A 23,583-nucleotide genomic window follows, 5' to 3' on the forward strand; every position below is an offset into this window, starting at 1 on the left:
GCCAACGCCTCCCTGATTCTGTTCTTGATCACCTTTTCATGGTATTCAGAACTGGGCGAATTGACACTAACGAGGAGAAAACACAAAAAAGAAGCACCCCGTGAGCGGCTTCCTGGGAAGTCTGCTGCGCGGACATCTATTCAGGAAACGTCCTGATCAGATGTCCGCCGGGGTACTTAAAACAAGTTTGTCGGCTTAACTGTAGTATAACAGCGGGATGAACCTGTATCTGTGATGAAACTCACTCCGCTATGTTATCCAAGCAAGAAAAGAAATATTTTTACAATAATAATTTCGGTAATATTAAGTTACTTGGACTATGGAGCTTCTATCATTTATTTTGCTGAGACTTGGGGGAGAGAGAAGCTTAGTGCTTCCCTCTTTTCTCCACGTCTGCCGTTCAATCGGTGACAGGTCACTTCTCCAGACAGACATATATCCGCACTATAATTTCGGCATTCTGGCCCAAGCCCGGATTGTAAGCGGATATCCACCATCCTGTTTCCCATTACAGGGTCTCCAAGACCACCCGTGAGCCGTTTCCAGCCTCCCCTGCCGGAATCACCACAAGCTTGCGCGGCAAGCGTGCACGCAGTTCAGGCACGTGACTGATTACACCAACAGCCAATCGGTCGTCATGCAATTTTTCCAGAGACGTAATGACGGTATCCAACAGCTCAGGGTCAAGTGTACCGAACCCTTCATCCAGGAAAAAGAATTGAAGCGGGTACTGACCTCGCAGCTGAATCTGGGCCGACAGTGCCAAGGCCAGTGACAACGAAGTCAAAAACGTCTCGCCACCGGATAACGTCGAAACCGGTCGTTTGACTCCTCCGTTGGCATCATCACAGATCACAAAACCACCACCGGAATCCACCTCCAGTGAATAACGTTGTTTGGTCAGGAAGCGCAGACGCTGAGATGCCGCATGACTGACCTGCATCAGTTGTTCCTCGGCAATATACTCAACAAAAGCATTACCTCTGAACGCTGATTGAAGTTTGCTGAGCAGTTCGCCTTGACGGCTTACCTCCAACCGCTTGTTCTCCAGTTCGGTCCAGCGAACATGTCGCTGCTCCACATCCTCCAGATCACGTTCTGCACGTGCTTTGGCACGAAGGGCAGCCTCATCCTGAGTCCGGACCAGCTGTAATCGTTCAGTGCAGGCTAACCACTGTTCCTCCGATACAACTGCACCACCCAGCTTTTGTTCCAGTTCACGCAATTGGGATGCCAGTTCACGCTCACGTTCACGGTGCTGCTGGATCTCCCCTGCCAGTCGTTCTGCTTCCTGGGAAGGCATCGCCGCGGACACAACGGCATCATCCGAGTCGAACGGGGATTGTTTCAGCAATTGATTCCACCGTTCCTGTGCCTGTTGCAGATGCTCTGTTGCCGAGGCGGCAGCCTGCTGAGCCATGACATCTTTCTTGGCTGATTCCTGTTTCAGATGATCCGCTTCTTTGAAGCGTTGTGCCGACTCCTCAGCTTCTTTCCGCAGTCCATCCAGACGAGCCTGAGCCGCAGCAATCAGGTCTTCTACCCGTTGCTCCCCAACCCACTGGCGCAAGCGTTCTTCCTTCTCGGCGAGAAGCTTGTTATTGCCCTGCCACTGCGTTTGCCACTGGATCAGTTGTTTGTCCAATTCCACCAGCTTCTGCTGGAGAGATTGAATGATCTGATCTTTTTCCTCAAGGAACGTCACGCTTTTGTTCAGACGTTCCTTGATGTCTTCGGCGCGCGCATCGCGCTCCTGCATCGCCTGATAGAGGGCCTTGGCCTCCTCCTGAGCGATGCCCGGCAGTTCCGCGGCCCAGCGGCCCTGCAAGGCAGCCGCTGCAGCCTCGCTCTCGGCCAGCTTGCGCTCCGCCTGGGCGAGCCCGGCACGGCTGGCCTCTTGCGCAGCTGCCGCTTCCATGCGGCGCTGCTGCGCGCCCACAGCCGCCTGCTGCAACGCGGCGGCTTCGGCCTGGAGCGGCGCTGCTGCGGCAGCCAGCGCCTGCGCGGCTTCGCGCAGCGCAGCGGCACGCGATGCCCAGCTTGCCGGGGAGCGCCCGTATTCGGGCGACCCGGCGGGCTCGGGCTCCGCTGCCGCAGGCGCGGCCTCGGCTGCGGCAGGAGCTTCGCCGGCCGCAGCGCCAAGCTGCGTCAGCAGGCTGCGACGTTCGTGCAGCTGCTGGCGCAGCCCAAAGCGCAGCTCCTGCAGCTCCGCGTGCAGGCTGCGCAGCAGTTCCAGGTCCGCATCGCCTGCGTGCGGACCTTCTCCCTGCGGCGCAGCCGGGAGTGGGTGATGCGGCGAGCCGCACACCGGGCATGGCTCGCCATCGCGCAGCTCGGCGCGCAAGGCGGAGGACAGCCGGTGCAGCTCCTGCTCGCGCATCGTGCCACGCAGCTGTTCCTCCGCAAGGGCCAGCAGGCTCTGTTCGCGGCTGATGTCCTGCTCACAGGCAAGCAAGGCCTCAAGACCTGCTGACGCCTGTTCTACGAGATGCTGACGCTGATCACTCAGGCGTCTTTCTTCCTCAGCCGCCGCCTTCAGCTTGTCGGCTCCCTGTTCTGCCGACTGCTTATAGGCTTGCATGTCAGCCTTGTTTTGCTGTAATTGCTCCGCAGCAGTATCGACACGATGCTTCAGTTCAAGCGCAGCCTGAAGTTGCCTGCGTTCCTCTGACTTCACCTCATTCGGCTTGAGGCTCTCCTGTAGTTCCTCACGCCGCTTGCGCCCGCGCTGCTGCAGCTCCTTTTCTTTCTCAAGTTGCTGTCCCAGCGCAGTCTGTTCGCCCTGCCCCTGTTCCAGAAACTGAGCAAGGCGCGAGCAATCGGCTTGAAGCCCGTCCCGTTCCCGTTGCAGCTCTTTCGCTTGTTCGAGCTGCTCCAGACGCAGCAAAAGTTTCGGTTCTTCCTCAGTCATTTGCTTACGTGCCGCCTCGGCCTTCTCCGCTTCCTGAACAGCCAGACGCTCATGTTCCAGGGCTTGCTGATGAGCTGTCTCGGCAATATCCTGCCGCTGCTTCTGTGTAGCTGTAGCATCTCGAACCGTCTGCAACGCAGGCAGTATGGCATCTGCCGCAACGGATTGTTTTAGCCGTTGTTCGCCCGCCTCAACCTGTGGTTCCAGAGCTTTCAGCTTTTGCTGTTCCTCTGTACGGGCCTGCCGTTCGTGACTTAACTCACGAATTTTGCCCAGTTGTTCGGCTTCCTTTGCAGCTTCATCCAGCGCTTTGCGGGACAATTCAGACTGCTGTACAGCGGCTTGAAGAAGACGTTTCGTCTCATCCAACGTTTCCTTGCTGGCATTGCCAAGTCCCTGTTGCTCCGCAGCAAGGGATTGGTGAACCATATCATTATCCTTGACCCGTCGACTTAATTTGATGGCCAACTGGTCCCCATACTTCTCCAAATGGAATAATCGTTGCAGCATCTGGCGACGTTCACTGCCTTTGAGTGACAAAAACTCGGCAAACTTCCCTTGCGGAAGCACCACTGCCCGTGTAAAGTCATCCATCTTCAAACCGATCACATCTTCAACACAGCGATTCACATCTGCCAATTTGTCGGCAAGCACCTGCTCTTCGCCATTGACCGTCTCTATGAATTTACTGATCGTGTTACTCACCGACACTTCATTATTTCGTTTGAAACGTCGCTCTACCCGGAACCTTCGAGTGCCTTCCGCCGACATCAGTTCAAATGTAAAAGCAACCGACAACGAATCCTCTGCATGATTCATAATGCCCTGCGTCCCGTTCACTGCACGTTCCACTTTGCCATACATGGCGAGTGTGATGGCATCAAGCAAGGAAGATTTACCACTACCCGTTGGACCGAAAATACCGAATAGACCCGTCTCCGTCAGCACGGTAAAATCAATCTCCTGCATCTCCCGATAGCTTTGAAGTCCGGCAACTTTTAATAGAACTGGCTTCATCTTCCCTCGACCTCCTCACGCACACCCGGCTCGTCTTCATCCACAAGTTCCAGAAAAAGCTGTACCAGGCTGTCTTCCGGTTGTGCACCGCCTGTCTGACGCTGATAGAATTTACGGAAAAGTTCGTGAACCGGCAGCTCGGATCGTTGCTCCAAAAGTCCTGCTGCAGCCATCTCGGGATACACCGGGCGAATATGAATGATACCCTCATGTGATTTCCGAAGCTGCTGAATCTCCTTCAGGGACATCGCCTCGTCCAGCCACACTTCCATGTCGATAAAAGCCTGCGGATCACGTCCCTCGTCAAGCCAGCGATATACTTCGGCCAGACCACCACGCGCCTGCCAGCGCACAAGCGGACGCCCGGACGTTAACAAAACTTCTTCTACCTTTGCTGCTCCGCCCGGTGCGAGATCAACCATCGTGACAGACTTGCTCTGCCCCGCTTCCGAGAAGCTGTAGGCGAGAGGAGAACCGCTATATCGAATCACACCGTCTCCTTTGACAGCCTGTGCCCGATGAAGATGCCCAAGCGCCGTGTATTGCGCACCAGTCGATAAAGATGAAGGGTCCACTGTGTAGGCCCCACCGATCTGAATCGGACGTTCCGAATCACTCTCAAGTCCGCCGAGCACATAGATATGACTCATGGCCATGTTCACGGTATCCGGGCGAAAAGAAGCTGCCAGACGCTGCATTAACATGCCCACCCGTTGACTGTATGCCTGACGAAGCACATTTTCGTCCCCATCCGTTGTCAGCAATTCATTCAATCTTGCTTCAGAAGGATAAGGTAATGCCGCAATCTGTCCAGTCTCCCCGGTCCGCTTTGCATAGATAGTCACTGCTTCTGAAGTAGGCATACCTACGAGTGTAATGCCCTGCCTGTTCACAAGTGGCGTAACAGAAGCTACACGCTCTGGCTGATCATGATTTCCTGCAATCACCACGAGAGGTCTTCCATCTGCTGTCAGACGCGCTGCAGCTTCGTAAAAAAGCTGCTCCGCCGCTGCGGGAGGATTCACCGAATCATACACATCTCCAGCCATCAATATGGCATCCGCCTGCTGCTCATCCGCCAGTCTGACGAGTTCATCAACGAAATCCTCCTGTTCACGCAGTCGGCTTCGTCCTTCCAGCGTTTTTCCCAAATGCCAGTCCCCTGTGTGCAAAATACGCATCGTCCGTTCCACCCCTCTCCCATGTGATATCCATGGTTCTGATTCCGATCAAGTTCTTTTACAGTTTCACTGCATGTCCACCATCAAAAAAGTACAGCCATTTCCGGTCAACTTTCCGACCTAATATATCTTCAATCGCCCGTCCATACAGATCCAGCTGGAAGCGATAATTTTTGGTAAGTTCATCCAAACCACCACGATGCTCCAACACCCGATCAGTCTTGTAATCAAGCAAGACAAGCTCGCCGTCCACCTCATACAAACAGTCAATAATCCCCTGTACAAGCACTGTTTCATTTTCAATCGTTGCCTTCATTTTGTTATCTATATTTAATGCCTGCATATCTGAGTTCGACGCCCGTTCATGTAACCATTCCACAGGAGACTGATGTGCCGGAAGTCCATATACAAACGGGATCTCCCGTTTTACCCAATCTGCACGCAATAATTCTTCCCCTGGTTCTGTATTGAAAAATCCGGTCAGTTCTTCGGGTTCGATCGCCTCAACATGTTGGGGCAGCAGAATCTGAAGCTTAATCAACCGCTCAATTGTCTGTTCAACAAGCTGTGAGTCAACGGTTGTTGATCCATCCACAGGAAGATGCTGCATCAACGTATGATACACGTTCCCCCGTTCTGCCCCTGTCAGTTGTTTCTCTCCCATAAATTTGGGACGACGCAGATGTAATTTGAAAGATGTACCAGCAGATCCCGCATCCGAAACGTTCATCGTACCGGTTGAATCTGAGCCTGATCCAGTCTCCTGCTCGTTAGGTTCACTGGATGTGCCACGTTGTTCATAACCTGCCTCATCCTTGATGTAATTGATTCCTGGGGTGTTTTGAGCCAATAATGTCTCGGACTGCTCTCCCAGTTCCTCCATCACCTCTACGGACTGGATGTCCTGCATCGCAAGTAACGTTTTCAACTCCGTGACAGATGTACTGGCTGCCACTTGAGTTGCTGCTTCATAGGGATATGTCCATGAAAGCCGTTGATCAACCTCATGGATCAGCCGTGTCTCCTCTTGTTGAAGAGCTACCGTATCTGCACCTGCATCTGCAATGTTTTGGTTCGCCGTATCTTGTGCACTCTTCGCCAGCTCTTCTACAGTTGAGGATGTAACCAATTTGACGGGCTGAACCGCTTTTAGCGCAGCAATTCGTTCTTTCCGCACCACAGTCATCCCGTCTTCTTCTCCGAGTGTCTGATCCACCACATGGTCACGGGACACCTGATCGGCGGAAATAATAGAAATCACCCATCGTGATTGATCATCTGCAAGACAGGCTGAGAACGAATCATGACTTCCAGCAAGTTCACGCAGCACAGCCGCATCTGGATGTCTCATCAGGGATGGTCCAATCCAGTCCAGGTAACTCCGTCCTGCTGCAAGCAGATAATCTGGCAATGCCAGTTCAGGACTATCCTTGACCTGAGACCACGCCAGCGCTTTTTTCGCTGCATCTTTTACAGTACCCAGCAGAATCATTTTCTCTTTGGGACGGGTCAACGCAACGTACAACACACGCATCTCTTCAGCAAGCAATTCAAATTGCGCACGACGACGAATCGCCAGATTGGCTAGTGTAGGATAGGCAACCCGGTTCTCACGATCCACAAACCTCGGACCAAATCCCAGTTCTCTATGCATTAGAAACGGTGCGTTCAGATCCTGCTGATTGAACATCTTGGATATGCCTCCGACAAAGACAATCGGAAACTCCAGACCCTTACTCCGGTGAATCGTCATGATACGTACAGCGTTGTCCTGCTCACCGGAACTACCCGCTACAGTCCCCAGGTCTCCCCCGTTTTCCCGCAATCTTGAGACATAGGTCAGGAAACGGAACAAGCCGCGATTTGCAGTTGATTCCTCATATTGCCGTGCGCGATCATACAATGCCTTAAGATTACTTTGACGTTGCAGTCCTCCGGGAAGACCACCAACCCAGTCCAAATACCCGGTTTCCCGATACATACGCCAAATCAGTTCACTCAGACTGCCTTGTCTTGCCTCAAGTCTCCACTGCTGCAATTGACGCAAAAAGCGAATTAACTTTTGCTGCAACTCTGAGCCTGAAATCTCCTTATCACCCATACCCTCGCCTGAAGCTCCAGTAAAACCAGCATCTTGAATTCCATCTGTATGCACATCGAATTCATATCCATGGTCAAGAATCTCTGCCTCGACAGAAGCTGCTGTCTCCCGCTGTCCCTGTCTCATCTCTGACCAGGCTTCCGGCCACTGCAACTGGACGATATTAGAGTCAGGATGATTGTCCTGCCCAGATTGTTGTCCGGCATTAGTGGAGGAATCGCCCCATTCTCCAGCAGCCGTTATAACTGCATCGTAGAAAGACTGTCTTTTGTCACCAAGCCGAATCTGTGCCAGTTCTTCTTCATCCAGTCCAACAATCGGGGAACGGAGTACGGAAGCAAGCGGAATATCCTGCCTTGGATTATCAACAAGCTGAAGCAGAGACATCATGATTTCCACTTCCGTAGCCTGGAAGTAACCCTTGCTCTGTTCTCCGCCAGCAGGAATTCCCTGCTGTCTGAATTCCTCAATCATGAGCGGAGCCCACATCAAGGTTGAACGCAGCAAGATGACCATGTCACCGTAACGTGCCGGGCGCATCGTTTGCAGGGCTTTGTCATACACATGGAGGGCAGGTTTGTCCGTATCTCCAACCATCTCACGAATACGCCTTGCGATCGCCCGTGCTTCCAACTGCGCTGTCTCAAGTTCGGCACTCTCCAGTTCTGCGGAGACCGCTGCATCCCCGTTCTCATCCGTACTCTCTGTCAGATCAGGACCGCCGCCCTGACGATCGATCAGCATGAGTTCAGGTGTATACGCCTCATCCCCAAGCGTTTCTGACGGGAACGTGGCCCCATATGCCAGTTGTGCTCGTTCATCGTAAGCAATCTCTGCCACACCTTCGTTCATGAGTTGCCGGAATATCATATTGACCGAATGCACGACTTCCGCACGACTGCGGAAATTACGTGCCAGATCAATACGTTGACCTGTACGATTCAGGCGATCTTCACCATTTCTGTCCTCATGCGTGTTCGCTCCGTACTGGCGATATTTGTTCATAAACAGACCTGGCTCAGCCAACCGGAACCGGTAGATACTCTGTTTGACATCACCTACCATGAATCGGTTACCCGGGTTTTCTCTGGAGATCAGTTTCACGATATCTTCCTGAACCGTGTTGGTATCCTGATATTCATCAAGCAACACTTCATCGAATCGCGAACGATATTCCATAGCCGCATCGGAAGGCATCGAGAGCTCAGGCGTTGAATCCTCATGTCGCAAAATGTGAAGACAGTAATGCTCCAGATCACTGAAGTCAACTTGCCCACGTTCCTGTTTAGCCTGTCGATAACGTTCTCCAAATGTACTAACCAACCTCGCCAACTCCTGCATGAGTGGTGCCGCCTGCTCCAGCTCCTGCCAGAACGAAAACGCACTTCTTCCGAACAATGAGCCTTTCAGATCGGAAACTGCCTTTTTCGCAGCCTCCCGGAGTTCCTTCACTTGATCCTGTAAAGCCGGGTCCGTTTGATCCTTTTTGCAGGGTTTCAGTTTGCCAAATGCAGCGGGTTGAAACACTTCGGGCAACCTTTCCCACGGCATAACCTGGATCGCAGACAGCAGCTCCTCCACCATCATCAGATCTTCTTTTAACGTATCTGCATACGGTGCAGGGCCTTCAGGTTGCATGGAAATATGGATGCCTTGACGGAGCAGTCCTGCTGCACCACTCAAAGCAAGAGCAGCATCACGCATAATACTCTGAACCCATGCTGAATGCCCCAGCTCCTCCACACTCTCCACCTGAAAAGCGGATGCCATCTCTGAGAGCCAATGATCCGGCCAGGAATGGCTGCGGGAGAAATCATACAAGCGTTGCACCAGTCGATGCATGGCATCATCGTTTCGTTCTCCACTGAACCAGTCCACCAATTCGCGGAATGTACTGCCTTCATCTTCTTCGCCATACTTCTCCTCGAAGAGTTCTTCGAGCAGTTCCTGCCGCATGATTTCCGCTTCATTTTCATTCAGGATACGGAAAGCCGGATTCAACGGAATCTGCTGATAGTACCGGCGAATGACTTCCATACAGAATGAATGTAATGTTGTAATGGATGCCCGCCCAAGCAGAGACAACTGCTTACGCAGATGTTCTTCTCCAGGCTGTTCTTCAAGCGCACGTTCCAGCGCTTCCCGAATCCGTTGTTTCATCTCGGCGGCGGCGGCTTTGGTAAACGTAGCTACAAGCAAACGATCCACACTGAATCCTTGGGAGGGATCTGCGATCTTGCGAATAATACGTTCAACCAATACGGCTGTTTTGCCCGATCCCGCCGCAGCAGCAACCAGAATATCTTCTCCGCTTTCCGAGATCGCACTCCACTGATCGTCACTCCAGAAGCTTCCTTCCGGTTTAGGCATATTCGTCATGATGTTTCCCCTCCTTTGGTGTGAGATAACATATCCCAGATTTGCTGTTTGCCCGGTTTGGCAAGCAAATTATATTCATTTCCTTCTATATTCTCATCAAACTGACAAACAGGCTTATATGGACAGAACGTGCATGCCACTTCCTGCTGAATACGATAAGGCTCAATGGCCACATCCCCATCCGTAATTCGGGTACCAATCTCGCGGATATTACTTCGAACCGAAGCAAGCAGCGTATCCCATTGCTCTGGCGTGGCTACAGCGGCGCTGCTATAAAAGCTTCCGTCCGCCTTAAGGGCAACTGGAATAATGGCTGAATACCCCTTATCCAGAGTGTTGTCCATTTGAGCGATTGCATCTCGATCTGCCAGCAGCAAACCTTTCATTTTGAACCGTTTCAGCAGTTCTTGTCCCGCCTGCTCCGATGTCATGCCGTTTGCGGATTGCAACAGCGGGTTATGCACATGGAAATACAGCGTTCCTCCCGGCATCGCCGTTTCCCCAAGCCATTCCTCGGCAGCACTAAGTAGCACCTCCAGATAGGTGAGCATCTGCAATGACAGACCATAGTACACTTCATGCAGCTTGAGGTCCGTCTGGCTCGATTTATAGTCAATGACACGGAGGAGCAGACCATTCTCGCCTTCTGCCACATCCACACGGTCTATACGACCCACGATCTCCATTACACAGCCGTTCTCCAGTTCAAAACGCAGTGGTGGCAGTGTTTTATCCGGTCCAAAATCAAGCTCCAACCCAATCGGTTCAAAACTTCCCCGTCTCGATTGTTCCCCGAGAATAACGGATGCCCGACTAACAATGTCCTTCAATTTGCGGAAAATATAACCGTATCGCTTGGTGCTTAGCAAAATCTCCCCTTGCAGCTGTGGTGCAATCTGCTCCACGGTTTGCTCGGCTTCCTTGCGGCATTGGTCTGGGGTCAGGCTGCCCCAACTACGATTTTCTTCACGCAACCGCATAGCCAGCTGGCTTAGTGCAGCATGAAACAGTTGTCCGATATCAGGAGCCTGAAGGCGGTACAATTGCCGTTCTTTGAGGCGCAACCCGTGCGAGGCAAAATGGGAAAATGGACAAGCTACGAACCGCTCCATTCGTGAGACACTCGTCCTTACCTCTGTGCCATACAGTCTGCGACTGGTGGCTGTACGTAGTGGCAATGCCCGATTACGATAAAAGATTGATCCCATCAACCGCTCCAGTTGAGGTCTACTTGTCTCCTGAGATACATGCCAATTGTAGACCGCCCACCACATTTCAGGGATGTCTTCTCCGCGACGCCATTTACGCAATTGTCCAATGAGCGCAGACAGACTCTGACCCGGATGGGTGACATAGGACCAATGCGCTTCTTCCGAGTTCGCGACCGGTGGTTGAGCAAGCAATGGCTGTTCTTGCAGACCAAACATTTTCCGTACATGGCGGACAATCTCAGAAGGAAGCAATGCTTTTCCCTCATCATCAGCAACCGGGTAACTCAGCCACAACTGGCTGCTTGCCGCTGTAAGTGCCGTATAGATCAGAAAACGTTCATCCAACATTTGCCTCGTTGCTCCTGGTCCAAGCGTCACACCTCTTTCCGTCAGTAACGCTCTCTCCAGTTCCGTTAATACGCCATCATCCTGAGGTACAGCTGGCAATTCACCATCAACTGCACCAAGGATAAATACATATTTGATGTCCTGAAGACGTGTACGGTCCATGGAACCAACCAATACCTGATCAAGTGCGGGTGGTACTAGACCCAGCTTCAGTTCCGTCAATCCGGTCTCAATCATCCCGGCAAACAGAGTGATATCCAACCGTTCATTCCCCATCATATCTACCATCTGATCCAATAGATCCAGCACAGCTCCCCACATCTGCCGATGTTCTCTCGACCGTTCAGGGTCACCTTGAACCTTAGCTTCAGCAGACATATGTTCCAGCTTCCATGGGATTTCGGCATCTTCGAGCAGTCTGTATAGTGCCTCGCATTGAGCTTTGGCTGTCTTTGCCTTTTTCATTCGTTTCTCAAAAGCACCCAGAGAATCTGTAATGACTGTTCGGCAGCTCTCCATTAAAGAAAGCATTTGGTCCCGTCCTCGACTACGGCCTTCCTGACCATTGTCTTCCAGCGACAGGCTTGGTACATACTTCCACGGTTTGCCGTCAGTCCAGCGATACCCATGAATACCACAAGCCAGTACATAATTCTCAAGCTGGTCCATATCTTCACGAGTGATGGAACCATCACGCGGAAGCAGCAGATCCGTTTTGACACAGCGAAATACATCCTCATAACGCCAGTTGCGCCGAACAATATCCAGTGCGGAACGGATAAATTCGGATAATGGATGATGAAGCTCATTTCTTCTGCGGTCCAGAAAGACAGGTACGCCATAATCCCTGAATAACGGTTCAGCTATATCAGCGTAGGTATCCAGCTGACGAACAAGTACAGCCATATCCCGATAACGCGCACCTTCGTTTTGCGCCAGGCGCCGCATCTCACGAAGTGCTCCCTCCATCTCAGCTCGTCGGTTCTCCGCTGCAACCAGTCGGATTCCAGAATCAAGGCCATCATCTTTCCACCGAATTCGACGGTCGAAACCAGACTCCAGATGAGCAAGTCCCGCACGATCCTTGTATCTCGGTGGAATCTCTGAGTCCAGCACGGTTGTATCGCTCGGTACACCCAGTTCTTCAGCCATTCCTTTGAGACGCGCGTAAGCACTCGCCGTGGGATAGAACAGTTCCAATTCTCCAGGCAGAGCCCCGTGATCATAAGGACGATCCAATGTCAGTGCAATCGTCACGGAAGAGCACTGCAACATCAGGCGACCGATCACACTCATCTCCTGTGGCGTGAATCCCTGAAAACCATCAATCCAGATCTGAGCATCCTGCAGCAACGTACTTTCCGACAAACGCTCTGTCAGCTCGGTCAACGTATCTTCATCATCAATATATAAGTCAGTCAATTCCTGTTCATAGTCACGATATATCAGATTCAAGTCATGCAACTTGTCCTCCAGAATTGGTGAAGAGGATGAGGTATACCCTCCAGACAGCCCTTCTTCCAGCAATGATGGATCAACTTCATAACGTTTCAATTCACTATATAAGTCATTTAATTCCCCTATAAAACCCAGCTGGCTGCCGGATGCACCAAAGAGCTTCAATTCTTCCTTACGGCGCTGGATGACTTTATAAAGTAGCATTTTTTTGCCTTCGGCTCCGATCGGAATACGAGCAGAACCGCCTGCTTCCTGCATTACACGATAGGCTAAACGGCGAAAGCCGAGCACTTCTGCACGCATGGTACCTTTAATTGCTCCAGAAGACACCAATGCCTGCTCTGTTCGAAAAGAACTCTGTTCGGGAACGAGTAAAATCAAAGGTTTACCTTGCGGCTCCTTTTGAAGCAAGGATGTAATTTCCCGGGTAATCAGCGAGCTTTTGCCGCTGCCTGCCCGGCCAATAACAAAACGAACGGACATGTCTAATCCTCCAAACCACACGTACAAGATTTTAATTCCCAGTATAACATATCTGACTTGGTTCGGAACATACGTTTGCCACTATCCGGTAAAACCGGAGATTCTCTCCGTTAACACGGCAAAAAGCCCGCAGCTGTTCACACTGTGGACTTTTAACCGAAAGTATCATTCATTTAAACTTCACTTTATCTCACGAAAGATTAAAAAAGTGAAAAGGGACTCCTCTAATTCTTTTTACTGCGCACTTCGAAAATAGCAAATTTGAGGTAATGTCCTTCATCCACGCCCAAAATTTGCGGGTGGTCCTTACCGGCTGCCTTCCAGTCGATCAGACGAAGCACTTTGCCAGCATCTTCCGCTGCATCAGCAATCGTATCCAGGAAGAGGTCTGGACGCATGTGATACGAACAGCTGGCGGTTACCAAGTACCCGCCCTCATTGACCAGTTTCATTCCTTGCAGGTTGATATCCTTATATCCACGGCATGCACCTTTAACTGCTGATTTCGTCTTGGCAAACGCCGGGGGATCGAGGATGACGACATCAAATGTTTTACCGCCAGCTGCAAGCGCTTTGGAAGTATCTACTTTTTGTTCGCCAGCACGCGCACGTGCAGTACGTTCATCCAGTCCTTTCACTTGTTCACGCAAGTACTGGAATGCATCAGCAACTACGAATTCGACACGGTCGGTAAAACCGTTCAGCTCCACATTTGTTCGTGCACTCTCAATGGCGTGCTCTGAAATATCGAGACAAGTCACTTTCTTGGCTCCATACTTGCAAGCATTCAACGTGAAGCTGCCCGTATGTGAGAAGCACTCCAATACGGTGGCACCATCCCAATAAGGGAATGTAACTACCTTACCGCTTTTATTCACAGGCAAGAGCTGCTCTGTGCCGTCCTGCTCGGTCGTTTGGAGTGTGATTCCACTCTTGTAGCCCCATCCCTTCATAAGCGGTTCGATCGCTGCACGATTCTCACGTTGGTCGAAGAAGTAACCTGTCTTCTGTCCTTCCACAATGTCCACTTTAATGAGTAGTCCATTCTCTGTAACGGTGACATGTCGCGGGCATTCTCCATACAGTGGACCTTTGGTCTGCTCCAAACCTTCCAGTTCACGAATTGAGACATCACTGCGCTCATATATTCCTTCAGGTTGCATCACTTCAATGAGTGCTTGAACGATAGCTTCACGGCAACGATCCATACCAAGTGTAAGCAACTGTACAACGAGAATGCTGCCGAATCGGTCAACGATCAATCCTGGCAGAAAATCAGCTTCGCCGTAAACGAGACGGTACGCCTCTCCATCTTGGATAAAACGTTCCCGATGACGCAAGCAATCGCGAAAACGCGCTGCAAAGAACGCCGTATCCATCTGTTCAAACTCCAAGGGTTGATAAGCTACGACCCTTACTGTGATCTGAGATGCGGGATTATAATATCCTGTCGCCAGATAGCGACCTTGATGATTCAATACATTGACCAGATCTCCCGGCTCCGGGTTTCCGTCAACAGAGGCAATTTCATTGTTAAATATCCATGGATGTGCATGTTCAAGCCGCTTTTTGCGACTGCGTTCGAGTGTAACTGATGGCAAGGTAGATCCACTTCTTTCATAGTTAGTTGAAAAGATAGGTTTAGTGCAAAGGAGACGCTACGGCGACGAATTGTTCCTCTGATCGCTGTTATCCCCAGATTTTTCGATTCCCTTTCTTTAAAGGGAAAATCCGGGGATAAAGGCGAGCGCTTCGCTTCTTCGGTAACAATTTCGTCTTCTTCGCTGCGTTTGCACAAATCACCGTATCTTTCGAATTGGGGTGCAGCAACTTGGTGGCGTTTCGGTTACGAATCGATCTTCCGATCGCTGTTGTCTCCAGATTTTTTTGATTCCCTTATTTAAAGGGAAAATCCGGACACAGCATATGCTCCCGATGTAGCTTTCCTTCAGAAAGCTTTTAGGCGAGCGCTTCGCTTCTTCGGTAACAATTTCGTCTTCTTCGCTACGGTTGCACGAATCACCGTATCTTTCGAATTGGGGTGAGGCAATTGAAATACTTGAATTGTGGGAGGTTGGTTTCCCTCTGAATTCCTTTAGGCTTGTCATGGTTGTCTTTTCTTACTCATAGGATGAGTTAAGGAACCCGGACGGAAGGAATGATGTTTCTATGTTTAGAGATGTGATATTGCCCCTACTCTATGGGCTTATTATCTTTTTTGGTGGCATGAAGCTGATGGAAACGGCTTTGCAGCGCATGGCAGGGCCCCTGTTGGCAGGTTGGCTCAATCGCGCCACCTCTGCTCCATGGAAAGGCATGGCCTTCAGTGCAGGTGCAACGGCCTTGTTACAGAGCAGTACGGCGGTCACCGTACTCACTATTGGACTGGCTAATGCCCGATTAATCACCTATGGACGCACACTCGGCATCATCCTCGGCACCAACATCGGGACCTGTCTGACAACGGAGCTGGTGGGACTGCAGATCGGACGTGCTTCCCTGCCGTTGCTTGTCCTGTCGCTGACGGGCTGGGCTATGTTTGTTGTACTTGGTGAACGCAATCTGGCCGCTCCTGAGCACACGCGCCGGACTCTGTTTAACATCCAGTACAGCTTCCTGGCAGCTGCGGGATTTGCACTTGTCATGACAGGCATACAGGTGATGCAATCCATTGCATTGCCGCTGCGGAGCATGGGCGTATTTCAATGGTTTCTCGACCGCTCGGCGGACAGCTTGTGGTGGGGCTTCCTGGCAGGTGCCTGCCTGACAGCGCTCATTCACAGCAGCGCAGCTGTCATTAGCATGGCGATTACGCTCGCAGCCACAGGCGTACTACCTGTGGAGATCGGCATCGCCATTGTGATCGGGTCCAATGTGGGGACCTGCATCACCGCTGTGATCGCTGCCGCGGGCGGAGCATCCGCAGGCAAGTTTGTCGCAGCCTCCCATGTTGTATTAAACATTGCGGGAGCGCTGCTCTTTATGCCGCTGATCGGCCAGCTGCATGCAGCTTCGGCCTGGCTGTCAGCGGACAACGGGGCACAGATTGCGCATGCCCAGACCCTTTTTAACATCACTAGCTCACTGCTTGCTTTACCGTTCTGTTACTTGCCCATCTGGCACAAAAAACCACCGGTCCACGCCCCTGCGGCGAAGCCACCCGTGGCTTGATGATCTGTCTATCCAGACCCACAGAACGCGCGGCTAACTGACCAAGACTAGAACTATAGTGCGTTATACATTAATGCCTAACTTGTTCAGTGCTACACGCAGGATATCATCGTTATTATCATATCCGCTCTGCTGCTGTCTGGACCATGCTTCTTCCGGAGCATACCAATCCACACCCTTGATTTCTTCAATCTGAGGCTGCAGATCACCACTTTCCGCTTCAACGAGATAATAATGAACTTCCTTGTCCACCGGGCCAAAATCTGCATGTTGGTACGTATAAGCAATGATATCAACTGGCTCTACAATGCGACCCACCATACCTGTCTCTTCCAAAATCTCGCGTAGTGCCGTCTGTTCGATTGTTTCTCCATCTTCCATTTTGCCCTTGGCGAGAGTTGTTTTACCATAACGATCTACGATAAGCTGAATCTGAAGACGTCCGTCTTCCCCTGTTCTATAAACAACTCCGCCTGCTGAAATTTCTTTTTTGTTCATCGTGCTCTCCCCCATCGAATTCAATATCTTTATCTTATTTTTTGCAAAAGAAGGACCTCATCTCCCCGGGTAAGCTCCCCAAGGAAATGAAATCCTTGTTTCTGACGCCACGATCACATCGCGGCGGACTTAAGATTCTCTTCCAACACCCGTACCAGCGTAGCCTGACTCTCGTTGACACCAGCTTCAACCACTTTGACTCGGCACACTTTACCGACCATATCCATGGTTCCATCAAAGACCAGTTGAATGTAGTTATCGCTATAACCGTGCAGCTTGCCGCTTCCTTCGCGGCCCTTCGCTTCACCTTCGGGAATAACATCCAGTACCTGTCCGACAAACTGCTTAGCGTACTCCAGCTGCATCTGCTCAGACAAGTCAATCAGTTCATGCACACGTGCATTTTTGACCTCTTCGTCCACCTGATCTTCCATGCGCGCTGCTGGCGTACCTGTACGCTTGGAATAAGGGAATACATGCATTTCGGAAAATCCGATCTTACGCATCAATTCATAGCCATTACGATACATCTCATCGGTCTCACCCGGAAATCCAACAATAATGTCTGTCGTAATCGCCACATCCGGCATTGCTTCCCGAATGCGAAGCATCTTATTATAAAACTCTTCTGTCGTATATTTGCGGCGCATGCGTTTCAACACCGTGTCATCCCCCGCTTGCAGCGGAATATGGAAGTGACGAACGAGTTTATCCGAACGTTGGATCACGTCGAGCATGCGGTCATCGATCTGGCTGGCTTCAATCGAGCTGATTCGAATACGCTCCAAACCCTCTACCTTGTCCAGATCCCACAGCAGATCGGTCAAATCATAATTTTCCATGTCATCGCCATACCCACCTGTATGAATACCCGTCAGAACAATCTCCTTGTATCCGGCGTGTACGAGTTGATGAGCCTGTTGAATAATGCTGTTTGCCTCACGGCTGCGTGAGAGACCCCGAGACCACGGAATAATGCAGAATGTACAGAAGTTATTGCAACCATCCTGAATCTTCAGGAATGCGCGGGTACGGTCAGCAAAATCCGGTACGTCCATTTCTTCAAATACACGGGTTTTCATAATATTACGTACCGCGTTAACCGGTTGACGGGACTCCTGAATTTCATTAACATATGGCAAAATCTTGTCACGGTCCTGTGTACCGATAACCAGATCCACCCCTGGGATATCCAGAATCTCTGCCGGAGAAGTCTGCGCGTAGCAGCCTGTAACGGCCACAATCGCCTCCGGGTTGCGCCGAATGGCACGACGAATAATTTGACGGCTCTTTTTGTCGCCGGTATTGGTTACTGTACAAGTATTAATCAAGTATACATCCGCTGTCTGTTCATCAAAGTCCACTTGATCGTAACCTTCGTTTTTGAACAATTGCCAAATCGCCTCTGTATCATAGAAATTAACTTTGCAGCCTAAGGTGTAAAACGCCACGGATGGCATAATTACATTCCTCCCATTTCTCCGGATTCATATAGCACGCAAGTTAGTGCTGCCATTCCAGCTGTCTCAGCACGCAAAATGCGTTTGCCCAGTCCAACAGATACAGCACCTGCCTGATCAGCCTCTGCCGTCTCCTTCTCAGAAAATCCACCTTCCGGTCCAACAACGATCAGCACTTCTGCACTTGCATCAGGTGCAAGCTGCTCTACAAACGGCTTCAGTGCATCTCTCAGCTGTTTACCGTTTTCTTTCTCATAACAATAACATACCAGGCTGTAGCCCTCAAAAGAAGATAACAGCCCTTTCCAGGAAAGCGGCTGCTCGACGGATGGAATGCGATTCCGGTGACTCTGTTCGGCAGCTTCCTTGGCAATTTTCCGCCACCGTTCCAACCGTTTGCCTTCTTTCTTGGCATCATATTGCACAATTGTACGTTCTGATAGGAAGGGTACAAAGGATACCGCCCCAATCTCAGTGCATCTCTGGATGACTGTTTCCATCTTGTCGCCCTTGGGCAAACTCTGTGCCACAGTTACACGAATCCGTGCTTCACGGTCCATCTCGAGAGGTTCCACAATATTCGCTGTCACTTGGCCAACTTCAATGGTCTCAATTTCCACGAGTGCTTCTCTGGAGTTTCCGTCACTGACAATCAGTTTATCTCCAGGCTTACCACGCATGACCTTGCCGATATGGCGTGCATCATCACCTGTGATGATCACAGCGTGTTCATTAAACTGTTCTGCAGATACAAAATATCGCTGCATTAGTCAATCCACCCATTCTGTCCTGTTATGACTGGAATTCACCCCGCCTAATGACAGGCGTGAAACCAATCGCCACAGATGATCATACAACTTTTACGTGTTTCTGACCAGTATTCCGGTCCAATACAAGATATGCTTTTAGCGATATAGTTCAATAACCAGCTTTGCCAAGTCCACATACATCGTTTGCGCAAACTCATACAAAGGTTGAATCGTTACAGCCTGCAACGGAGGAATAACAAGAATTAATAGGAAGATAAAAATGGACCATTGCTCCACCCCTTGCAGCTTGCGGCTGAGTGAAGGTGGCAGTACATCTTCTAGAATCCGATAACCATCCAGAGGTGGCAACGGAATCAAGTTAAACAGGAACAAGAAAAAGTTTGTTAGGTTAAAAATAGCGAAGAACGTCGTGATTGCTGTCAGCAACCGCTCATTATCTATACCGCCGAGTGCTCCCGAACCAACCAGTGAAGCATAGATGATTGTACCGATGATCGCCAGCAACAGATTACTCAGAGGCCCTGCTGCGGATACAATGATGCCCATTAACCTTGGCTTGTCGAAGTTAGCCCGATTAACCGGAACCGGACGCGCCCATCCGAAGCCGGCAATAATGAGCAACAGCACCCCAAACAAGTCAAAGTGTACAACCGGATTCAGCGTGACTCGACCCAACAGCTTGGCTGTCGGATCACCGAATTTGTTGGCAAAGTACGCATGCGAGAATTCATGCACCGTAAATGCGATCAGGATAGTCAGCAGGAAAAACGGAAGCTGATCGATTGGATAACGAAAGAACGAATTCCAAAAGTCCATACGTTACCCCTTTCTGGCTACATACGCCAGCCAATCCTCATCACGGTGGATCGCACTCACTTCAAACCCGGAGGCTACCAGAGCATCATGCACCACTTGCTCTTTGTTCTTCCAGATACCCGAAACAATATAGATGCCACCCGACTCAAGTGCATTGTACACATCGTCCACGAACAACAAAATGATCTCAGCCAGAATGTTTGCTACAACAACCTTAACTGGCAGTTGTACACCAAGTGCAGGGTCCTGACTTCCGAGGACGGACAACAGATCACTTTCTTTAACCGTAATTTGTTGCTCCAGCCCATTCAGTTCCACATTCTCCCTGGCACTGATTACCGCAACCGGATCAAGATCGAGTGCCAGCACATGTTTTGCCCCGAGTTTAATGGCGCCTATAGCCAAGATACCAGAACCTGTACCTACATCAATGACTTCCTCGCCGCCCTGAATAACCGTTTCCAGTGTGCGCAAGCAGAGGGAGGTCGTTGGATGTGTTCCTGTACCAAAGGCCATGCCTGGATCAAGCTCAATGATTTTCTCATCCGGACTTTCTGGCGTATACTCTTCCCACGTTGGTTTAATCGTCAGACGTTCCGATACACGTACTGGCTTGAAATATTGCTTCCAGGCTGTTGCCCAGTCATTTTCATCCACTGTACGCGTCTCATAACGAACCTCACCTGTATCAATTCCGAATTCAGAGAGTTCTTCAATTCTAGGATTAACTTCAGACTGGAGTGCAACCATATCCGTACCTTCGGAGAAGTACCCTTTGATGACCGCAAAGCCTTCAGGAATATCATTCAAAGGAACGTCGTATAACTCACCATATGTGGTGTCCCGTTTTTTATTTAAAGTACCGGACTCTTCAATCGAAACCCCTCCAGCACCCGCTTCATGTAAAAAATTCGAAATCATCTCCACGGCTTCTTCTGTGGTATGTATTGTTAGTTCATGCCATAACATACTTGGTTTTTCCTCCTCATTTTTCAAACATCCCAACTATTGTACTACACAAGCGAGCCGGAGTACAAAGCCGCAACAGTAAAAGAAAAACAAAACAGGATATCCGCAGTCTGACTGCTCGAATATCCTGTCGTCTAATCATACATATCTGTTTCATTTACTTCAGCATTTTGCAGCATTCGAATCTCATTTAGCAAAAACGTCCACCATTCTGCGTAATCATCTCTGCGGCTTGCGGGAGCGAATCGTTGGATACGGACACGGTCAGCAAAATTTCTTGTTTTAACCTGTTTGTCGATTCCTCTTCGGGTGTATCGTACACCTGACCATTGGACAGCATTTCCGTTTCATCACTAATCAGAGCAAGTACATTCAGTTCACCACTGAATCCGCCGACAATGGCTGTAGGAGAATTATCAGAGCCCGTAACATCGTGTGAGTCCAATGCAGACGCTTCATTGCCAAGGCTCTCGATACTCAATTGGTTCGGGTGCAACAATTCCAGGGCTCTGCGTGCAGACTCGGCCTCAGTCCAGCTTGTAAAAACAGCTTCGAGGGTCACTGCCGAGCGATCTTCAGTCATGAAGCTCCCGTCCCTGACGTCGATCAGCTGCTTCACTGCGGCGTAATGCTTCTATATCTTCATGATCCGCAGCTTCAGCGCTGAATTCCACGTCTTCATTTTTCGCGGATTGCATCCGTTTCATCTTTTCCGTTTTCGTTAGAATTTTGCCTGGACGTTCATGTTCTGCCATTGTAATGCTCCTCCTTCATAAATGTATAAGTTCAACTAAATCGTATTTACACTGACACTCCGATGACAGAACAACCTTCCGATCGCTGTTATCCCCAGATTTTTTTAATCCCTCTGCAACGGGAAAATCCGGGGATAGCGTATGCTTCCGAAGTAGCTTTCTTGCGAAAGCTTTTAGGCGAACGCTTCGCTTCTACAAGTTTTTTCTGCCCTCTCCGTTATTGTGTAAATGTTTAGATTGAATCTTATATTGTTGGTCTATATACAGAGATTTCTTGAAACTAGATCATTCCACCGGCTTGTTCGATTATGGACATGGCGCGGTGATGTACCGATTCATCTACGATGACAGTAAGTAATACATCCCTTCCTGTAGGTCCACCTTGTCCACCATCACTCATGCCGCTTGCAGAAGGGTCCGCCGCAGCCATGATTCCAGCACTGGCATTCGTTTGCATCGAATCGGGTACCCATGATGAAAAACTGCCGGAAACGCCCGGCTTGTAGGAAGCCCCACTTGGTCCTACACCCGCATATCGGCTGAATCGATTAATGGACAGGTCCTCCACTCGCAATGCCTCCAGTTTTTTGGCTGCCCCTTGGGCCTGCTCCGGGCTGTGAAAATACGCCAAAATATTTTTCTCGGTCATCCGCTTCACCTGCTTCCCTAATTTCTCGCATATCAGCTATGCATATCATTCTCGCCATGCTATCTTTCCGCAAGACCGCTCAGAATATACCGAAATGCTCCCACAAATTGCTGTCGTTCTTCTTAGCATATATCCATGGATTTTGCCAAAACCACTGAACCACTAAAAAAAAGACGTAAAAAAAAGGACACCCTGCGGTAAAAACCGCTGTGGTGTCCTTTTGACTTGCTTAATTTTATTCTCAGTCGCCGCGGAAGGCGCGTTTCACTCTATCAAAGAAAGATTGTTCATGCTCATGTGTTTGCTCCCCATCCAGCGCAGCAATTTGACGAAGCAGATCTTTCTGCTCGTCATTCAGCTTACTAGGTGTAACTACAACCACTTTCACATGTTGATCCCCTTGCCCCATACCGCGCAGACGTGGTACGCCTTTGCCTTTGAGACGGAAATACGTTCCCGTTTGTGTACCGGCTGGTACTTTCAACTTCACTTTCTCAGTCAATGTCGGGATCTCAACCTCATCTCCCAGAGCTGCCTGAGCAAAGGTAAGTGGGATTTCGCAGTAAATATCGTCCCCTTCACGCTCGAAGAAATCATGTGATTTCACGCGAATGACAATATACAGATCTCCCGCTGGTCCGCCACGCAGGCCTCCCTCGCCCTCACCTGTCATACGCAGTTGCGCGCCGTCATCTACACCCGCTGGAATGCGAACATGGATTTTGCGTTGCTTGCGGACTTTACCGCTACCACTGCACGTTGTACATTTTTCTTTGATAATTTGGCCCGAACCACTACAATTCGAACATGCACGACGATTAACCATACGACCAAACGGTGTATTTTGCACGACTTCCTGCTGACCGCTACCTTGGCAGACCGAGCAGGTTTCCGGTTTCGTTCCAGGTTTGGCACCTGAGCCATGACAGGTATCACAGCCTTCGGTACGCGGAATCGTAATATCGGTTTCTTTACCGAATACGGCTTCCTTGAACTCGATCGTCATTGTGTATTGCAGATCATTTCCCCGTTGCGGAGCATTTGGATCACGTCGTCCACCGCCACCGCCGCCAAAGAACATGTCGAAGATGTCGCCAAATCCGCCGCCGCCAAAATCACCGCCACCACCGAATCCACCTTGATTCGGATCGACATGACCATATTGATCATATTGTGCACGCTTCTGACCGTCACTCACTACGTCGTAAGCTTCTTTAACTTCTTTAAATTTAGCTTCCGCATCAGCAGCCTTGTTTACGTCAGGGTGATACTGACGGGCAAGCTTACGGTAAGCCTTTTTAATCTCATCGTCGTTAGCCGTTTTACTAACGCCAAGCACCTCATAATAATCACGCTTTTCAGCCACTCTTCCACCCCCATATCATTCACCTTATCGCACATCGTGA

At 50.3% G+C, this 23,583-nt stretch carries 16 protein-coding genes; 1 reads left to right on the forward strand and 15 read right to left on the reverse strand.

The window, feature by feature from the left end; genetic code table 11:
• Positions 1–335: 335 nt before the first annotated feature.
• The 6 genes from AB4111_RS16525 to AB4111_RS16550 form a co-directional block, all read right to left on the reverse strand.
• A complete protein-coding gene (locus AB4111_RS16525; RefSeq protein WP_442032382.1) occupies positions 336–509 on the reverse strand; it encodes a hypothetical protein in 174 nt (57 codons plus the stop codon).
• The gene (locus tag AB4111_RS16530) at positions 509–3,928 is read right to left on the reverse strand and encodes an AAA family ATPase (protein ID WP_442032383.1); all 3,420 of its coding nucleotides are present in this window, start codon (positions 3,926–3,928) and stop codon (positions 509–511) included. The genes AB4111_RS16525 and AB4111_RS16530 overlap by 1 nt, the downstream gene beginning before the upstream one ends.
• On the reverse strand, positions 3,925–5,109 hold the full coding sequence (locus AB4111_RS16535) for an exonuclease SbcCD subunit D (RefSeq protein WP_442032384.1): 1,185 nt from the start codon (positions 5,107–5,109) through the stop codon (positions 3,925–3,927). Before AB4111_RS16535 ends, AB4111_RS16530 begins: the two co-directional genes overlap by 4 nt.
• A 58-nt stretch (positions 5,110–5,167) precedes the next feature.
• Positions 5,168–9,589, reverse strand: a complete 4,422-nt coding sequence (gene addA, locus AB4111_RS16540; protein ID WP_442032385.1) for a helicase-exonuclease AddAB subunit AddA — start codon at positions 9,587–9,589, stop codon at positions 5,168–5,170.
• Positions 9,586–13,089: a helicase-exonuclease AddAB subunit AddB gene (gene addB, locus AB4111_RS16545; protein WP_442032386.1), complete on the reverse strand. Its 3,504-nt coding sequence runs from the start codon at positions 13,087–13,089 to the stop codon at positions 9,586–9,588. The genes addA and addB overlap by 4 nt, the downstream gene beginning before the upstream one ends.
• 224 nt (positions 13,090–13,313) lie before the next feature.
• Entirely contained in the window at positions 13,314–14,690 is a 1,377-nt protein-coding gene (locus tag AB4111_RS16550) for a class I SAM-dependent rRNA methyltransferase (protein WP_442032387.1), read from the reverse strand.
• Between the two features lie 568 nt (positions 14,691–15,258).
• On the opposite strand from AB4111_RS16550, the gene AB4111_RS16555 reads away from it, so the two are divergent.
• The gene (locus tag AB4111_RS16555) at positions 15,259–16,260 is read left to right on the forward strand and encodes a Na/Pi cotransporter family protein (protein WP_442032388.1); all 1,002 of its coding nucleotides are present in this window, start codon (positions 15,259–15,261) and stop codon (positions 16,258–16,260) included.
• A gap of 63 nt (positions 16,261–16,323) precedes the next feature.
• Here AB4111_RS16555 and AB4111_RS16560 read toward each other — a convergent pair whose 3' ends face one another.
• The 9 genes from AB4111_RS16560 to dnaJ form a co-directional block, all read right to left on the reverse strand.
• On the reverse strand, positions 16,324–16,758 hold the full coding sequence (locus AB4111_RS16560; protein ID WP_442032389.1) for an NUDIX hydrolase: 435 nt from the start codon (positions 16,756–16,758) through the stop codon (positions 16,324–16,326).
• A gap of 113 nt (positions 16,759–16,871) precedes the next feature.
• Positions 16,872–18,218 (reverse strand): tRNA (N(6)-L-threonylcarbamoyladenosine(37)-C(2))-methylthiotransferase MtaB, encoded by a 1,347-nt coding sequence (mtaB, locus tag AB4111_RS16565; RefSeq protein WP_442032390.1) that lies wholly within the window; start codon positions 18,216–18,218, stop codon positions 16,872–16,874.
• A gap of 2 nt (positions 18,219–18,220) precedes the next feature.
• Positions 18,221–18,985, reverse strand: coding sequence for a 16S rRNA (uracil(1498)-N(3))-methyltransferase (locus AB4111_RS16570; protein ID WP_124115969.1), 765 nt, complete (start codon positions 18,983–18,985; stop codon positions 18,221–18,223).
• A gap of 138 nt (positions 18,986–19,123) precedes the next feature.
• The gene (locus AB4111_RS16575) at positions 19,124–19,804 is read right to left on the reverse strand and encodes a site-2 protease family protein (RefSeq protein ID WP_366348873.1); all 681 of its coding nucleotides are present in this window, start codon (positions 19,802–19,804) and stop codon (positions 19,124–19,126) included.
• A 3-nt stretch (positions 19,805–19,807) separates the two neighbouring features.
• Positions 19,808–20,773, reverse strand: a complete 966-nt coding sequence (gene prmA, locus AB4111_RS16580; RefSeq protein WP_442032391.1) for a 50S ribosomal protein L11 methyltransferase — start codon at positions 20,771–20,773, stop codon at positions 19,808–19,810.
• Between the two features lie 190 nt (positions 20,774–20,963).
• Positions 20,964–21,356 (reverse strand): hypothetical protein, encoded by a 393-nt coding sequence (locus tag AB4111_RS16585; RefSeq protein WP_442032392.1) that lies wholly within the window; start codon positions 21,354–21,356, stop codon positions 20,964–20,966.
• The gene (locus AB4111_RS16590) at positions 21,349–21,528 is read right to left on the reverse strand and encodes a YfhD family protein (protein ID WP_017687220.1); all 180 of its coding nucleotides are present in this window, start codon (positions 21,526–21,528) and stop codon (positions 21,349–21,351) included. The genes AB4111_RS16585 and AB4111_RS16590 overlap by 8 nt, the downstream gene beginning before the upstream one ends.
• A 280-nt stretch (positions 21,529–21,808) precedes the next feature.
• Positions 21,809–22,177 (reverse strand): hypothetical protein, encoded by a 369-nt coding sequence (locus tag AB4111_RS16595; RefSeq protein WP_017687219.1) that lies wholly within the window; start codon positions 22,175–22,177, stop codon positions 21,809–21,811.
• A 241-nt stretch (positions 22,178–22,418) separates the two neighbouring features.
• On the reverse strand, positions 22,419–23,543 hold the full coding sequence (gene dnaJ / locus AB4111_RS16600; protein WP_062835521.1) for a molecular chaperone DnaJ: 1,125 nt from the start codon (positions 23,541–23,543) through the stop codon (positions 22,419–22,421).
• Positions 23,544–23,583 lie beyond the last annotated feature (40 nt).

Source organism: Paenibacillus sp. 2KB_22 (genome assembly GCF_052115745.1).
Lineage (GTDB): Bacteria > Bacillota > Bacilli > Paenibacillales > Paenibacillaceae > Paenibacillus.

What these genes read in the sequence shown, in the direction of transcription:
- AB4111_RS16535 (WP_442032384.1), bottom strand. Translation starts at nt 5,109, where the DNA reads ATGCGTATTTTGCACACAGGGGACTGGCATTTGGGAAAAACGCTGGAA.
- AB4111_RS16530 (WP_442032383.1), bottom strand. Translation starts at nt 3,928, where the DNA reads ATGAAGCCAGTTCTATTAAAAGTTGCCGGACTTCAAAGCTATCGGGAG.
- AB4111_RS16525 (WP_442032382.1), bottom strand. Translation starts at nt 509, where the DNA reads ATGGGAAACAGGATGGTGGATATCCGCTTACAATCCGGGCTTGGGCCA.
- mtaB (WP_442032390.1), bottom strand. Translation starts at nt 18,218, where the DNA reads ATGCCATCCGTGGCGTTTTACACCTTAGGCTGCAAAGTTAATTTCTAT.
- AB4111_RS16555 (WP_442032388.1), top strand. Translation starts at nt 15,259, where the DNA reads ATGTTTAGAGATGTGATATTGCCCCTACTCTATGGGCTTATTATCTTT.
- AB4111_RS16560 (WP_442032389.1), bottom strand. Translation starts at nt 16,758, where the DNA reads ATGAACAAAAAAGAAATTTCAGCAGGCGGAGTTGTTTATAGAACAGGG.
- AB4111_RS16575 (WP_366348873.1), bottom strand. Translation starts at nt 19,804, where the DNA reads ATGGACTTTTGGAATTCGTTCTTTCGTTATCCAATCGATCAGCTTCCG.
- prmA (WP_442032391.1), bottom strand. Translation starts at nt 20,773, where the DNA reads ATGTTATGGCATGAACTAACAATACATACCACAGAAGAAGCCGTGGAG.
- addA (WP_442032385.1), bottom strand. Translation starts at nt 9,589, where the DNA reads ATGACGAATATGCCTAAACCGGAAGGAAGCTTCTGGAGTGACGATCAG.
- AB4111_RS16585 (WP_442032392.1), bottom strand. Translation starts at nt 21,356, where the DNA reads ATGACTGAAGATCGCTCGGCAGTGACCCTCGAAGCTGTTTTTACAAGC.
- AB4111_RS16595 (WP_017687219.1), bottom strand. Translation starts at nt 22,177, where the DNA reads ATGACCGAGAAAAATATTTTGGCGTATTTTCACAGCCCGGAGCAGGCC.
- AB4111_RS16590 (WP_017687220.1), bottom strand. Translation starts at nt 21,528, where the DNA reads ATGGCAGAACATGAACGTCCAGGCAAAATTCTAACGAAAACGGAAAAG.
- addB (WP_442032386.1), bottom strand. Translation starts at nt 13,089, where the DNA reads ATGTCCGTTCGTTTTGTTATTGGCCGGGCAGGCAGCGGCAAAAGCTCG.
- AB4111_RS16570 (WP_124115969.1), bottom strand. Translation starts at nt 18,985, where the DNA reads ATGCAGCGATATTTTGTATCTGCAGAACAGTTTAATGAACACGCTGTG.